Source organism: Nocardia sp. GCM10030253 (genome assembly GCF_042675075.1).
Lineage (GTDB): Bacteria > Actinomycetota > Actinomycetes > Mycobacteriales > Mycobacteriaceae > Nocardia.
In genome coordinates this window covers 108,086-121,186 of the sequence record NZ_JBHTDL010000004.1, presented here as the reverse complement: position 1 = coordinate 121,186, position 13,101 = coordinate 108,086, and the positions used below count along the sequence as shown (strand labels likewise).

The following is a 13,101-nucleotide window of genomic DNA, read 5'->3' as shown; positions in this document are numbered from 1 at the left end:
TGGAAGGGTTTTCGTTGACCTCGCTCGATAGGAACGTCGATAGGGAAACGGCCGCTCGTCGTGTAGCCGCACGCCGCCAACAGCACCGGCAACGATCGTGGCTCATCCGGGTACCGGTCGCTGGTGCTGGTGTGGTTCTGGGGATTGCCGGCGTGCCACTGCTGTTGATTCCGGAATTCGGTCTGCCGTTGGTGATGGTCAGCCTTCGCCTGCTCGCTCTCGAATTCGAATGGGCGACCAGGGCACAGGGGTGGGTGGAGCGGCAGACTATCCGGGCCCGTCGCTGGTTCGACCGCCAATCTCCTACGGTCAAAGCAGGACTGGCGCTCGCGACGCTCGCTGTCGTCGTCGTGATCGTGCTGGAGTTGCTCGTTCTCTAGACAACAACAGTGCGAAGCTGGGCAGCGATCCGGATGATGGCGGTGTCACGGTCGAGGCCGCGGGCGTAGGCCTCGGCGTAGTGGTGCTCGCCCAGCGTGTCGCGCAGGGTGAGCGCCAGCCGCACCAGGTCGGAGTTTCGGGCATCGAGCGCGCCGACCAGGGCGTGGGCGGTGCCGACGAGTTCCGCGGCGCCTGCCGTATCCGCAGCGAGGGATCGCCATCGCGCCAATCGAGCGGCGACAAGGCCTGCCAGCGGACCGTCGGCCGTCGTTGCTGCCTGCTCGAACGCTGCCGCGAGGTGCTGACGCGCGGTGGCGATATCACCGACGTCCATCGCCAGATCTGCTCGTGCGCAATCCAGACTGACTCGGTACAGCGGCGCGACGCACAGCGTCCCGTCCAGTCCGTCGGCGGCCAGCCGGACCTGGTAGGTGGCCTCGGCCCGGTCGCCCGCGTCGCGGGCAAGACTGGCAAGGGTGAGGTGGGCGAATGCCAGGTAGTCGCCTGCACCCGGCATCCCGGCGGTGCGTAGGAGCTGTTCCAAATCGGCTCGGGCTCTATCGGTGTCGCCCATCCGGGCCTGCAGTGCCGCAATCCGTGCCCGGTGCAGCACTGCCGTATCGGTGGGGTCGAGCTCGTCCATCAGCCGTACCGCCTCGGTGAGATCTTCGATGGCACGGTCGAACTCGCCGAAGGTGGCCCGTAGGTCTGCCAGGGCGGTCAGGGACCAGGACAGTCCAGCACGGTCACCCACTGCTCGGAAACCGGAATGGGCGGCCTCGAGGTCGGACCGCGTCGCGGCCAAGTTGCCTGCGCTACCGTGCAGCATTCCTCGCATCAACCGCAATATGGCCTCGGTCCACCCATCCGGGTGCGGTGACCGTCGATTGATGACGGCCAAGCCCGCGTCCACATGCTGACCGGCATAAGCAAGACAGGGCTCGATCAGGGTGATGAGCGGATGCGTCGCGGCCGACCTCGCGAGGTCGGCCATCACGTTTCGATCGACGTCACGACCGATCCAGATCCCGGTCGCCAGCAGGTCGAGCGCAATCGTGGCTGCCCGGGCTTGCTCGGAGGCTTTCCCGGGTATCGCCAGAGCTGTCCGTGGCCAATGGGTCATGGCCTGTTGATCGCCTCTGATCAGCCAGAACATACCTAGGGCCGCACACAGTCGGACAGCGGTGTCGGCGTCGCCCGCGTCGCGCGCATATCGGAGCGCAGCGGAGAAATTATCGCGTTCGGACTCCAGCCGGGCGACCCATGGCCGCTGGCCGCAGCCGCGGAGGTGGGGCTCGGCTTGTTCGGCGAGAGCGAGGAAGAAGTGGGCATGTGCAGTTCGGGCGGTGGCGAGTTCTCCGGCCACGGTCAGTTCCTCGAGGGCGAAGTTCCGAACGGTCTCGAGCATTCGGTAACGCTGCCCATCGAACTGCAGCAGGGACTTGTCGGTGAGCGGGGCCAGCCGGTCCAATCCCGCTCCTGCCACGGCTGCCGCGCTGTCCACGCTGATAACACCGTGGAAGACGGCCAACCGCTGCGCGGCGGCACGATCTTCGGCATCGAGCAGTTTCCAGCTCCACGCGACCACCGCGCGCAGCGTGCGGTGCCGGGGTTCGGCCGCCCTATCTGCTCGAGCCAGCAGCGCGAACCCAGCATCGAGCCGAACAGTCAACTCCTGCAAGGGAACAGCGTGAAGTCGGGCGGCGGCCAACTCGATGGCAAGCGGCAGTCGGTCCAATTTCGAGCACACTTGTTCGACCTTCGCCATCATGTCCGCGTCGAGCTCGAAATCGCGGTGCACAGCATGGGCGCGGTCGGCAAACAGTCGCGTCGCCGCGTCCAGCGGCAGCGGGGACACTGGGCAGACATGCTCGCCCGCGAGCCCCAACGGCTCTCGGCTAGTCGCGATGATCCGCAATCTCGGGCAGCGGCTGAGCAGTTCGACGGCCAACCGGGTGGCCTCATCGATCAGATGCTCGCAGTTGTCCAGGACCAGTACCGCATCCGCGCGGGCCAAGGCATCGACCAAGCGCTCGATCGGATCCGGCGGTGGTTCGAGCAGGCCCGATGCGCCGATTCCGAGAGCAGATGTCGCGGCCCGGACCACCTCCTGAGGGCTGTGTACGGCAGCCAGTTCCACCAGCCATGCCCCGGTTGTGGTTTCGGCGGCGATGGCAAGGGCGAGACGGGTTTTCCCCACGCCACCAGGGCCGGTCAAAGTGACGAGACGGCTGTTTTCGAGCAGCTCGCGAAGGCGTGCCAGCTCCGCATCACGGCCGACAAAACTGGTGAGAGCGGCGCGTAGATTTCCGCGTGGCCGTGCGGATGGTCCTGCTCCCCGGACGGCGGCGAGGTGCGCGGCGTGCAGTTCTTGGCCTGGATCGGCGCCGAGCTCATCGGCGAGCACGGCCCGGATCTGCTCGAACGCGACGAGCGCCTCCGCCCGGCGACCGTCCGCCTGCAACGCTCGAATGTGCAATGCGTGCAACCGTTCCCGAAATGGATGCGCCGCGGCGAGTTGTGCGATTTCTGCTGCAACGCCATCGCGGCGACCCACAGTGATGGCGGCATCCGCGCGATCCTCCGCTGCTTGCAGGCGCAGCTCCTCCAGTCGTTGTCGTGCGTAGTCTGGTACCTCCGAAGGGAACTCGCCGCGCAACAAGCTCCGGGCTTCGTCGAGGAGGCGAAGGGCAGACTCGGGCCGCCCGTTCGTCACCGCGCGGCGCCCCTCGGTGGCGAGATTTTCGAATCGGTGAGCATCCACGGCATCGGACGGCAGGTCGAGGAGGTAGCCTCCGATCTCCAACCGCAGTCGATCGTTCGGCAGTGTCCGGCGCAGTCGAGACACCAACGACTGTAGGGCGTTCACCCGGTCGGTGGGCCCTGTGCCACTCGGCCAAACCGCCTCGGCGAGCGCGTCTGCCGACACCACGCGGCCGACGTCGAGGGCCAGTCGCGTCAATAGCATGCGTAGCCGCGCTCCGCCCACCGTGATGGTTGCTGGACCGGCCAGTACCTCGAGGGGACCGAGAATTCCCACTCGCAGGTCTGCCGGCGCTGCTATGCGAGTGATCATCGTGTCAGCATCCGGTCATAACTCCTTCTTTAGGCGTACGCAGTACGCCTAAGCTTAAGTATGCGCGAGCCGTCTCTGCTGTCAACGTGTGCCTGTGCCCGCCCTCTGGCCGCTGCCTCTTGCGTGACGATCGGCTGATCGCGTCGTCGATCGTCCACGATCGCTGCCGCCCTCATCGATCCCGCACGAGAACGGGGTCGTCGCCGATTACGTCGTGTTTCTGGTCCTGCGTGCCCAGGTCGCGGATCGAAATCGGCTCGACCTCGACTGTCGCCGTCTGCTGTAACCGCCGCGGCGTCGCCGTCCGCGGTATCGCCCGACCTGTTTCGAACAGCAGCACCGGGGAAGTCACTTGTTGACCGCGCCGAAACGGCATGGTCGCCTATGTGAGGAGGCACAGTGAGTGCCATCGACAAAGCGAGGAACAAAGCCGACGAGTTCCTCGGCAATATCAAGAACAAGGTCGGCCGGGTAACTGGTGACAAAGGAAAGACCAACGAGGGTCGCGTCCAGGAAACCAAGGGCGATGTGAAGAACGCCGGTGAGAACGTCAAGAACGCTCTGCGGGACTGAATCAGCGGGTTCGTCTCGATCTATCGACGATCGTGTGTCGACCGGCGGTGGTAGCTGCGTCGTATCAGCGTATTTTGAAATCAGGTGTTTCTCATGATCATTCTCGGAGTAATCCTGCTGGTGGTCGGATTTCTGCTCGGAATTCCATTGCTGACCACTGTCGGAGTAGTTGTCCTACTCATCGGTGTGGTGTTGATGATCGCTGGTATGGCTGGTCGCCCCGTCGGCGGCAGACGCCACTATTACTGATCGATACACTGCCGGTCGACATCGGCCGTGCCCGCGATTATCCGTTGTGGCGCGTGAACGAAGGAGGAAACAGATGAAGCGATCTGCACTCGACAACCGGATCGAGACGGACGCGATCCGCGAGAAGCGAATGCGAGATACCGCTCGAGCGAATGGCGGTGGCGTTCGACCAGTGTCCGGGGGAGGTGGGTGATGCGTCGTTTAGTGTCATTGCTGGTGCTCGTGTGGTTGATCATCGGGGTGATCGCGGCGGGTCAGCGTGGATATTTCACCGACCGGGAGCAGAACTGCGCAAGCGTGGGAACCATCGCGGTCACGGTCATCGCCGGGCCCTTGAACTATGCGGGGGTCAACCCCAAGGTCACCGATTGCAACGTTCCGCAACCCAGTCCGTAAGTCGAGGCGCCAATCGCACGGTGAGCCGCTGTTTCCAAGATCGGCCTATGGGTATGTCGACATGGCTCAGGTCGAGGAAGAGGGCGGTTCCGATGCTCACGGTAGGTTTCGAAGAAGAGTTTCTGCTGGTCGATGTCGACGGCGCGCCGCTTCCCCTGGCCGATGAGGTACTGAGCTGGCTCCACGCCCATCTCGGGGCCGACGATTCCGCCCGATTCAAACCCGAGCTGAAACCGTTCCAGGTGGAAGCGGTCACCCTCGTGCACACGAACATCGCAGCGCTGCGAACGGATTTGAGCACCGCACGCGGGAGGCTGGCCAAGGCCGGACACGACTGCAAACTGGCGGTGCTACCGGTCGGATCCGCACCAACCCACTACGGCGCAGACCGTGGCATCGGTGGGGTCGGCCGGTATGCGCTGATCGCGGACCGATATCGGGAGATGACACGGACCTATACCGCGTGCGGGGCGCACGTGCATGTGGGCGTCGACGATCTGGATCAGGCCGTCGCGGTGGTGAACCACCTGCGACCCTGGTTGCCGACCCTGATCGCAGTCGGCGCCAACTCACCGTTCCATGACGGGCGCGACTCGGGTTACAGCTCATGGCGGGTCGCTGAACAAGCACGGTTTCCCGGATGGGGCCTGCCACCATACGCTCGTTCGGCTGACGACTACGACAATCGCGTAGCGACCCTCGTCGAATGCGGTGTGTTCATCGACCAGCACATGTCGTTCTGGTTGGCCCGTCCCTCCGAGAAATATCCCACTGTGGAGGTGCGAGCGGCTGACACCGCCGCGACCGTCGAGGACGCGGTGCTGCAAGCGGTGCTCACCCGGGGCCTGGTGCAAACGGCGTTGCGCAAGCTGGCAGAGGGAATCGAAGGACCGCGTATCGACGATCAGGTGGGCGCGGCCGCGGTGTGGTCCGCGGCCAGATACGGCTTGACCGGGCCTGCGATCGATCCGATAGCGCAGGTACGGGTCCCCGCTATGCACATGCTGGACTCGCTGATCGCCTGGATCGCCGACGAAATAGAGGAAGCCGATGACACCGCCGTCACACGACAGTTGCTGACCGCGTTGCATCGTCACGGCACCGGTGCCACCCGACAACGGATCGCCGCACGCTCGAGCATCGGTGAGCTTGTCGATGCTTTTCGGCTGACGGGCGACCGTACGTCCCTTTCCGCCGACGGACATGAATCCTCCGCCTGGGGTTAGCAGGCCGGCGGTGTTGCGTCGGGTACCGACCGGGCGAATTCCAGTCGGTGCGCTCCCGGTCCATTCCGTGGCAGCACAATCGCTGTGCCCTGTTTGTAGGTCCAGGTCCGTGGGAGTATGACGTAGTTCTCGCTGGTGCTCATCACCAGAACCAGGCCGTCGTAGCGGTAACGGTAGGCAGAGCCCGGATCGGTGCATGCTGCTTTCCGCACGCCGCCGACATTGAGATCGAGCGCCTTCTCGGTGTAGAGAGTGAGTACCGCGGCGCTGGGCAGAGAACGTTCGAACTTGATCGCCCGCCCCTTGCCCACCGCCAAGGAGTAGGCCGTCGCGCCCCAGAAGAAGCTGCCCGCGACGAGGAGAAAGACCAATACCCACTCGAGCGGCGTCGTCACCGGTGGGGCTGTGGTCGCTCCTGTCGTGAGCTGTCGTCGCCGTGCGCGCACGACTGCCCATAACAGCAGCACTCCGGTGATCACGCAGAAGGGTGCGACTCCCAGCCCGCGATTCATCGGTGTTTCGAACGACAACTGGGACAATCCGTTCAGCAGCAATAGCGTCGCGACAACGGTCGCAGTGATCATCAGCCACCGTGGTCGATGACCCTCACGGAGTCGTTGTGGCAGCGCCACCCGTCCCCACATGACCGCGAGCGCGGCCACCGCGTACGTCGCGAGCGGAACGAACAAACCGTCCGCGCTGCGCATGACATAGTCGGTGGTGCTCAACCCCAGCGATGTCGACTCCACCCCGAAATGGGCGCAGAAGCCTTTGGCATGGAAGAACCCCCAGTAGTACAACAACCCCGCCAATAGCGTTGCGGGGGCGACGAACTGCGCGATCAGCTGTGCCAGTTGCGACAGATCGGCGAACGACGATTCGCGGCCGACCTGCCGGTTGCCGGGTGCGTTGTCAGCCACCGGTGCGCGATGTGGTGGTGGGCGGCTTCGTCGTCGACGAGGGCGGCGCGGCGCGGGTGGTCGTGGTCGGCGGCACGGGTTCGGTCGAAGTGTCGATGTCCTCGGGCTCGCACTTCTTGGTGTAGATGTACAGCGTCTGGCCCGCATTGAGCTTGGCCTTCGGCCCCACACCTGCTGCGGGCAATGTCTTGCTCATGCCCACGTAGGAGACGAAACTGCCTGTGCCTGCGTTAGCCGTCTGGTTCGTGACCGAAGAGGTAGGCGGTGGCGGGGTGGGTGCAGGCGACGCCGCGAGCGGTCGAGTCGTCGCGGGTGGGGTGGGGTGGTAGCCGTTCGATCAGCATGTGTCCCAACACATCACAGGTGCCGACACGATCTGGTCACACAACCGATCGCTGTGGCTTGCCGAGGATTGGTTGTTTGATTGCCTGGTGCATCGCCTGATTTCATTCTGCTGGTCAACATGGGGTTGTCCGGATGCGTTGATGCGTCGGCGCGGTTCTCCGGCGGCCCCCCACTATCGATCCGAGGAGAACGATGGCAATCCAGCTGGGCTACGTCATTCCTGCCTTCGACTATGCGGTACCGGTGAAAGACCTTTTCCCGACGGTGATGGCGCAAGCACACCGTGCCGAGGCCGCCGGCTTCGATACCGTCGCCGTGATCGACCACTTCTCCCAAATCCCGCACTGGGGCCCGCCCAACGCGTCGATCCTGGAGTCCTATACCACCCTGGCAGCCTTGGCGGCGGCCACCTCGACGGTGCAACTGACCGCCCTCGTGACCGGCAATACCTACCGTAACCCGGCCCTGCTGGCCAAGATGGTCACCAGCCTCGACGTGATCAGCGGCGGCCGCGCGCAACTCGGCATCGGAGCAGGCTGGTACGAGCTCGAACACCGGCAACTCGGCTACGACTTCGGCACCACCGGCGAGCGATTCGAGCGACTCGCCGAAGCCCTGCAGATCATCGAGCAGATGCTGCGCACCGGACGCTCCAGCTTCACCGGAACCTGGTACGACACCGACAACGCCATCAACGAGCCGCGCCTGCGCGACAACCTGCCCATCCTCGTCGGCGGTGGTGGTGAGAAGAAGACCTTCGCCCTGGCTGCGCGGCACGCCTCCCATGTCGACATCATGGCCGTGCCAGCGGAACTGCCCCGCAAACTCGAGGCGCTCCACCAACGTTGCCGTGAACAACACCGCGACCCTTCCACTCTCACCACCAGCGTCTTCGGCACCGTGTTCATTGCCGCCGACCGCACCACCGCTCACCGGCACCACCAGGACTACATGCACGCCCGCGGATTCGACACCCTGTCCGACGACCACAAAGCAATGATCACCTCCACCCATTTCGTCGGCACGCCCGACGATGTCGCCGAACAAGTCCGCACCCGCGTCCTGGCCGCCGGGATCAACGGATTCACCGCCGCAGCCCCGGTCAACGGCCACCAACCCGACACCATCGAACTCATCGCCCAGGCGCTACGACCACTCATACCCACACATTGATTCGGCAAGCCGAACCGATGGGTGGCACCGGTCCGCTCAGCCCGCATCGCGCGGCGGGCGACCGCATCAGATGATGTGATCCTCGCGTGCCGGAGTACTGTATCGCCGCGGAGCAGGCATTCCGCCAATCATCTGGCTCACTCCGGAACGGTTGGCCGGCAACAACATTAGACCGGACTGTCGCGTCAGCCCGGTAACGCGCCGACTGAAACGATGTCGCCTCCGATGCGCCGTGGCGTCGTTGTCCAGGATGGGAGCCAGGTCGTGTCGGAGAGCGTTGTCAGGCTTGCGAAGTGGTTGATGATCGCTCGCAGGCCAGGGTGTGGATTCGTCTTGGGGAAGATGAGCGATAGCGGGTATGCGATCGTGGGATTCACGACCGGGATGCGGCGTAGGTCGTAGGTGGTCGGCCAGATGAGGCGGTCGCGGGTGCTGACGAGGGTGGCCACGTCTGCGGAGTCCGCGAGGGTGTCGAGGAGTGCTTCGACACCGAAGTTCGGGCCTGCACCGTCGATGCGGAGGTCGAACTCGGTGGCGAGCTGGTCGTAGAACTCTGCCCATTCGCTTCGGGGTGCGATGCCTGGCACCCAGATTCGATGCTGGCGTAGCTGGGCTGGTGTCAGCGTTCGCGCGGGAGCGAGCGGATGTCTCGGGCCGACGAGAAGCTCCAGCGGGAAGTCGAGCACATGGGTCATTTGGACGTCGCGTGGCAGCGTGGCCGGGTCGGTGACGGTGCGGAACGAGGCGTCGATATCGCCTGCTTGGATGGCAGCGACCGCCACGCGTGGGTCGCTGGCTTTCAAGGTCACCACGTCGAGGTCGGTTTCGGGATGCGACCGCCAGTAGTCGTGGAGGATGACGGCCTGCCCAGTTCGAAACCCGAGGACGTCGATCCGCAATGCCCGTGAGTTCGGTCTGATCGCGGTGATGGCGCGCTCGACGCCCGCGACGATGCTGCGTGCGTGTGGGAGGAATGCCTGGCCGTCGAGCGTCAGTTCGACCCCTCGGGAGGTCCGGGTGAACAGGCGGACCTTCAGCTCGCGCTCCAGGGCGGCGATCCGCTTCGAGACCCCCTGCTGCGTCACGCCCAGCTCGTCGGCCGCGTGTTGGAGCTGTCCGAGCTCGGCCGCGCGGACGAACGATCGCACCGCCTCGGTATCCATTGCTCCATCCTATACATACCCAACTGATCGTTGTGGCTCGTAGGGAACCGGTTGTTTGATCATGCTCAGGTACAGCTGATGTGATTCAAGCACCCAAACAATCGGTTGTCGCGAAGGAGTCGAGTGCATGTGGAATCGGGGTCCAGCTTCGGTTGGCTGGGTCGGCCTACACCGTGAACACGTACGGCACTTAGTCGGTGCCTCCGGTAGAGGGCATGAGCCGTGCGGGCTGTTCTGGATCACTCCGGAGGTGTCGTGTCGTTGCCCGTAGAGATCTACGGTGGAGATATGACCGCCTTGGAGTATCGGCATTTGATGGTCGTGCGGGATGGCGACACTCTGCGCATCACCATGAACCGGCCGGAGCGGCGCAATGCGCTGTCGAGCGAGCATCTGGCCGAACTGCTCGCCGCGTTCCGGGCCGCCAGCGAGACCGACGCCACCGGGATAGTTCTCGGGGCGCACGGTCCGGTGTTCTCCGCAGGACATGATTTCGCCGACGTCGCCGCGCGCGACCTGCTCGGCGTGCGGGAACTGCTCACACTGTGTACCGAGCTCATGTCGACCATCGAGTCGGTGCCGCAGGTGGTGATCGCGCGGGTGCATGGTCTGGCCACGGCAGCCGGCTGCCAGCTGGTGGCCTCGTGCGATCTGGCCGTCGCCGCCGAATCGGCCGGGTTCGCGCTTCCCGGCGGCAAAGGTGGCTGGTTCTGCCACACCCCCGCAGTGCCGGTGGCCCGCGCCGTCGGCCGCAAACGCCTGATGGAACTGGCCCTCACCGGCGACCCGATCGATGCCCGCACCGCCGAACAGTGGGGCCTGATCAACCGAGCGGTGCCAGACGCCGAGCTGGACACCGCAGTGGACGAGCTGCTCGCCCGCGCCACCCGAGGCAGCCGGGCCAGCAAGGCACTCGGCAAACGAACCCTCTACGCGCAACTCGACCGCCCCGAAGCAGATGCCTACGCCCTCGCCCTGGAAGTCATGGCCGCCGCCGCGCAACTTCCCGGCGCCCGCGAAGGGATGGCGGCCTTCCTAGCCAAGCGCCCACCCGTCTGGCGGGATTAGCGCGAGGATTGGCGACGATCTTCCGACTGGCGGCCGGGTCGAGTTCTACGCGGCCCCGCCGGGTTGCCGGGAGCGCCTCACGCGCGCCTCACGCTGGGCCGCCGCTAGCGGATTCTCACCGGGATCGACGTGACCCGCCGGGTGGCAACCGCAGCTGCGAAAGTCGTTGTCGCCCAAGCAGGACTGCCCGACTGAGGTCACCGAATGGTTCACCGACCGCGGGTGGACCGGCGAGCGCGTGTACCTCACCACTACATCCGCGACCTCGGCCACACGCCTGCCGCAGAGCAATCGAACAACCGCGTCGCCGTCGTGCGGCCCTGAGCCGGTTTCGGCTGCCAGTTCGCGCCAGCGGCACGTGTGATGTCCGGGGTCTTGCAGACCACCCTGACCGTCGTGGACGAGCACTCGGAGCGATCGCAGAACGGTGTCGGTTGTGCGACGGATCGGTGGAGATACCGCTCGTTGTTGCCTCGGCTGGCGCGTAGCTGCCACATGCTGGCGGACAGAGGTCGGCCCTGCACCCAGCGAAGGGAGATACTCGGTGGCATTGGGACGTCGTCGGCTGCTCATCGGCTTCGCCGGTGCGGGTGGCCTCGCCTTGGCCGGATGCGGGCAGCGAGAACCCGCGCCCCCTGAACCCGCCATGATCCGATTCGATCCCCCACCCGGCGCCCACGACGTCGATGCGCGCAGTCCCGGCAGAGTCACGGTCACCGACGGGACGCTGCGGTTGGTCGAATGGATCGACGAAACGGGCAGACCACTGCCGGGCGCATGGGCACCTGATCATCGAACCTGGACCAGCGCCGAACCACTCGGCTACGGACACACCTACACCGCGAAAGCCGTGGCGCACGGCGAAACCGGCGACGTCACCACGACGACAACCTGCACCACGGTACAACCGCAACAGCTCGTCGACGTCTCCCTGCGCTCCGCCAACCTCGTCGAGCTGGCCGAAAACGACACCTACGGAGTGGGTTTCGTGCTCGTCGCCCATTTCGACCAGCCCGTCGATCGGGCGGCCGCGGAACGCCACCTGAAGGTCACCAGCCAGCCCGCCGTCACTGGTGTCTGGTACTGGCTCGACGATCAGAACGCACACTGGCGACCCGAGCACTATCACGCACCGGGAACCAGGATCACGATCGCGGCCGAACTGTTCGGCCTCGCGCTCGGCGAAGGCCGCTACGGCCTGCGCGACCAACGGGTGTCGGTGATCATCGGCCCCGCGCACGTCGCGATCGCCGACGACGACACCAAACAGATCGAGGTCTTCGAGAACGGGAACCTGGTACGAACCATGCCCACATCGATGGGCAAGGGCGGCACCACGGCCGTCGGGTCCAGATATCTGTCGTTCTGGACCCGCCCCGGCATCTACACCGTGCTGGACCGAAACGACCCGGTGATCATGGACTCCGCCAGCTACGGCCTGCCGACCAGCGCTGGCGGCTACCGCACGAGCATCAACCACGCGGTCCGCATCAGCCACGACGGAATCTTCGTGCACGAACTGGCCGCAAGCATGTGGGCCCAAGGCAACACCAACGTCTCACACGGCTGCCTGAACATCTCCCCCGACGATGCCGCATGGTTCTACGACTTCGTCATCCCCGGCGACGTCGTCGAGGTCCGCAACACCGGCGGTGACCCCCTCGACATCTGGCAGAACGGCGATTGGAGTATCCCCTGGTCCGACTGGCTTCGCGGCGGCGCCTACACGTGACACGAAAGGATGGGCCTACTCTCGTTGCCGCACCCGTCGCGCACGCGGACATACCGTCGCTGTACCCGCTCGACACATGGTGGAATCCGGAACGCGGCGACAACTTCACCACCGGCATCGACGCGGGGATGAAACGCTGCTCACAAACGAGGTGAACGGCCAGGCTGAGCGCATCGGTCCAGTTGCGGTACGCCTTCCGGGATAGTCGCCACCTGAACAGTTCGTGCCCACAACGGCGCACCGTGTCGGTTCCGGTGCGATCCTGACCCGGTAGTTCCGGGCGAACGCTGACCCACCCTGTGACGAACGACCGGCTCGCCAAGCGTGCTCGCTCGGAAGGCTGGACCCATGAGGAGTTCCTGGCCGCGTGCTTGCAACGTGAGGTCGCTGCCCGCGAAGTCCACGGTGGTGAGGGCCGCATCCGCACCGCTCGCTTTCCGTCACGGAAATCTTTGGAGGAGTTCGACTTCGACCATCAACGTTCACTCAAACGTGATGCCATCACCCACCTCGGGACCTTGGATTTCATCACCGCCCGCGACAACGTGGTCTTCCTCGGCCCACCCGGAACCGGCAAGACACATCTGTCGATCGGGCTCAGTATCCGCGCGTGCCAAGCGGGGCATCGAGTGGCGTTCGCGACTGCCGCCGAATGGGTCGCCCGCCTCGCTGAGTCACACCAGGCCGGAAAACTGCAGGCAGAGCTGATCAAACTCGGCCGAGTTCCCGCGGCCAAGACCAACGACTGACTAAACGCGCGATATGCGGTGCGGGTTTTGCCCGGCAGGCGAAGATGCCC

At 65.0% G+C, this 13,101-nt stretch carries 13 protein-coding genes and 1 pseudogene; 9 read left to right on the top strand and 5 right to left on the bottom strand.

Features of this window, described 5'->3' with window-relative positions; all coding sequences use genetic code 11:
• Nucleotides 1-14: 14 nt before the first annotated feature.
• A complete protein-coding gene (locus ACFQZZ_RS04550; RefSeq protein ID WP_378674370.1) occupies nt 15-380 on the top strand; it encodes a PGPGW domain-containing protein in 366 nt (121 codons plus the stop codon).
• Here the strand turns inward: ACFQZZ_RS04550 and ACFQZZ_RS04545 are convergent.
• Nucleotides 377-3,457 carry a BTAD domain-containing putative transcriptional regulator gene (locus ACFQZZ_RS04545; RefSeq protein ID WP_378674368.1) on the bottom strand — a complete coding sequence of 1,027 codons (3,081 nt, stop codon included), beginning with the start codon at nt 3,455-3,457 and terminating at the stop codon, nt 377-379. The two genes, ACFQZZ_RS04550 and ACFQZZ_RS04545, sit on opposite strands and share 4 nt — an antisense overlap.
• A 399-nt stretch (nt 3,458-3,856) precedes the next feature.
• Here ACFQZZ_RS04545 and ACFQZZ_RS04540 point away from each other — a divergent pair, with 399 nt between their 5' ends.
• From ACFQZZ_RS04540 to ACFQZZ_RS04525, 4 genes are all read left to right on the top strand, one after another.
• Nucleotides 3,857-4,030, top strand: coding sequence for a CsbD family protein (locus ACFQZZ_RS04540; RefSeq protein ID WP_378674365.1), 174 nt, complete (start codon nt 3,857-3,859; stop codon nt 4,028-4,030).
• A gap of 93 nt (nt 4,031-4,123) precedes the next feature.
• Nucleotides 4,124-4,279 (top strand): DUF6131 family protein, encoded by a 156-nt coding sequence (locus ACFQZZ_RS04535; RefSeq protein WP_378674362.1) that lies wholly within the window; start codon nt 4,124-4,126, stop codon nt 4,277-4,279.
• 192 nt (nt 4,280-4,471) lie between these two features.
• Nucleotides 4,472-4,675, top strand: coding sequence for a hypothetical protein (locus tag ACFQZZ_RS04530; RefSeq protein WP_378674359.1), 204 nt, complete (start codon nt 4,472-4,474; stop codon nt 4,673-4,675).
• A gap of 92 nt (nt 4,676-4,767) precedes the next feature.
• Nucleotides 4,768-5,901, top strand: coding sequence for a YbdK family carboxylate-amine ligase (locus ACFQZZ_RS04525; RefSeq protein WP_378674357.1), 1,134 nt, complete (start codon nt 4,768-4,770; stop codon nt 5,899-5,901).
• Here the strand turns inward: ACFQZZ_RS04525 and ACFQZZ_RS04520 are convergent.
• Together ACFQZZ_RS04520 and ACFQZZ_RS04515 are read right to left on the bottom strand one after the other, a co-directional pair.
• The gene (locus ACFQZZ_RS04520; protein ID WP_378674354.1) at nt 5,898-6,821 is read right to left on the bottom strand and encodes a hypothetical protein; all 924 of its coding nucleotides are present in this window, start codon (nt 6,819-6,821) and stop codon (nt 5,898-5,900) included. The two genes, ACFQZZ_RS04525 and ACFQZZ_RS04520, sit on opposite strands and share 4 nt — an antisense overlap.
• Nucleotides 6,814-7,017, bottom strand: coding sequence for a hypothetical protein (locus ACFQZZ_RS04515; protein WP_378674351.1), 204 nt, complete (start codon nt 7,015-7,017; stop codon nt 6,814-6,816). The genes ACFQZZ_RS04520 and ACFQZZ_RS04515 overlap by 8 nt, the downstream gene beginning before the upstream one ends.
• A 341-nt stretch (nt 7,018-7,358) precedes the next feature.
• Between ACFQZZ_RS04515 and ACFQZZ_RS04510 the strand changes: the two genes are divergently transcribed.
• Nucleotides 7,359-8,339, top strand: coding sequence for a TIGR03560 family F420-dependent LLM class oxidoreductase (locus ACFQZZ_RS04510; protein WP_378674348.1), 981 nt, complete (start codon nt 7,359-7,361; stop codon nt 8,337-8,339).
• Between the two features lie 185 nt (nt 8,340-8,524).
• On the opposite strand, the gene ACFQZZ_RS04505 is transcribed toward ACFQZZ_RS04510, so the two are convergent.
• A complete protein-coding gene (locus ACFQZZ_RS04505) occupies nt 8,525-9,502 on the bottom strand; it encodes a LysR family transcriptional regulator (protein WP_378674345.1) in 978 nt (325 codons plus the stop codon).
• A 288-nt stretch (nt 9,503-9,790) separates the two neighbouring features.
• Here ACFQZZ_RS04505 and ACFQZZ_RS04500 point away from each other — a divergent pair, with 288 nt between their 5' ends.
• Nucleotides 9,791-10,570 carry an enoyl-CoA hydratase-related protein gene (locus ACFQZZ_RS04500; protein WP_378674343.1) on the top strand — a complete coding sequence of 260 codons (780 nt, stop codon included), beginning with the start codon at nt 9,791-9,793 and terminating at the stop codon, nt 10,568-10,570.
• A 45-nt stretch (nt 10,571-10,615) separates the two neighbouring features.
• Here the strand turns inward: ACFQZZ_RS04500 and ACFQZZ_RS04495 are convergent, their stop codons facing one another.
• Nucleotides 10,616-11,143 carry an NUDIX hydrolase gene (locus ACFQZZ_RS04495; protein WP_378674340.1) on the bottom strand — a complete coding sequence of 176 codons (528 nt, stop codon included), beginning with the start codon at nt 11,141-11,143 and terminating at the stop codon, nt 10,616-10,618.
• Here ACFQZZ_RS04495 and ACFQZZ_RS04490 point away from each other — a divergent pair.
• Together ACFQZZ_RS04490 and ACFQZZ_RS04485 are read left to right on the top strand one after the other, a co-directional pair.
• Entirely contained in the window at nt 11,115-12,302 is a 1,188-nt protein-coding gene (locus ACFQZZ_RS04490) for an Ig-like domain-containing protein (protein ID WP_378674337.1), read from the top strand. The genes ACFQZZ_RS04495 and ACFQZZ_RS04490 overlap by 29 nt on opposite strands.
• Nucleotides 12,303-12,610: 308 nt before the next feature.
• Nucleotides 12,611-13,030 (top strand): annotated as a pseudogene (locus tag ACFQZZ_RS04485) (ATP-binding protein); the annotation flags it as partial.
• Nucleotides 13,031-13,101: the final 71 nt, after the last annotated feature.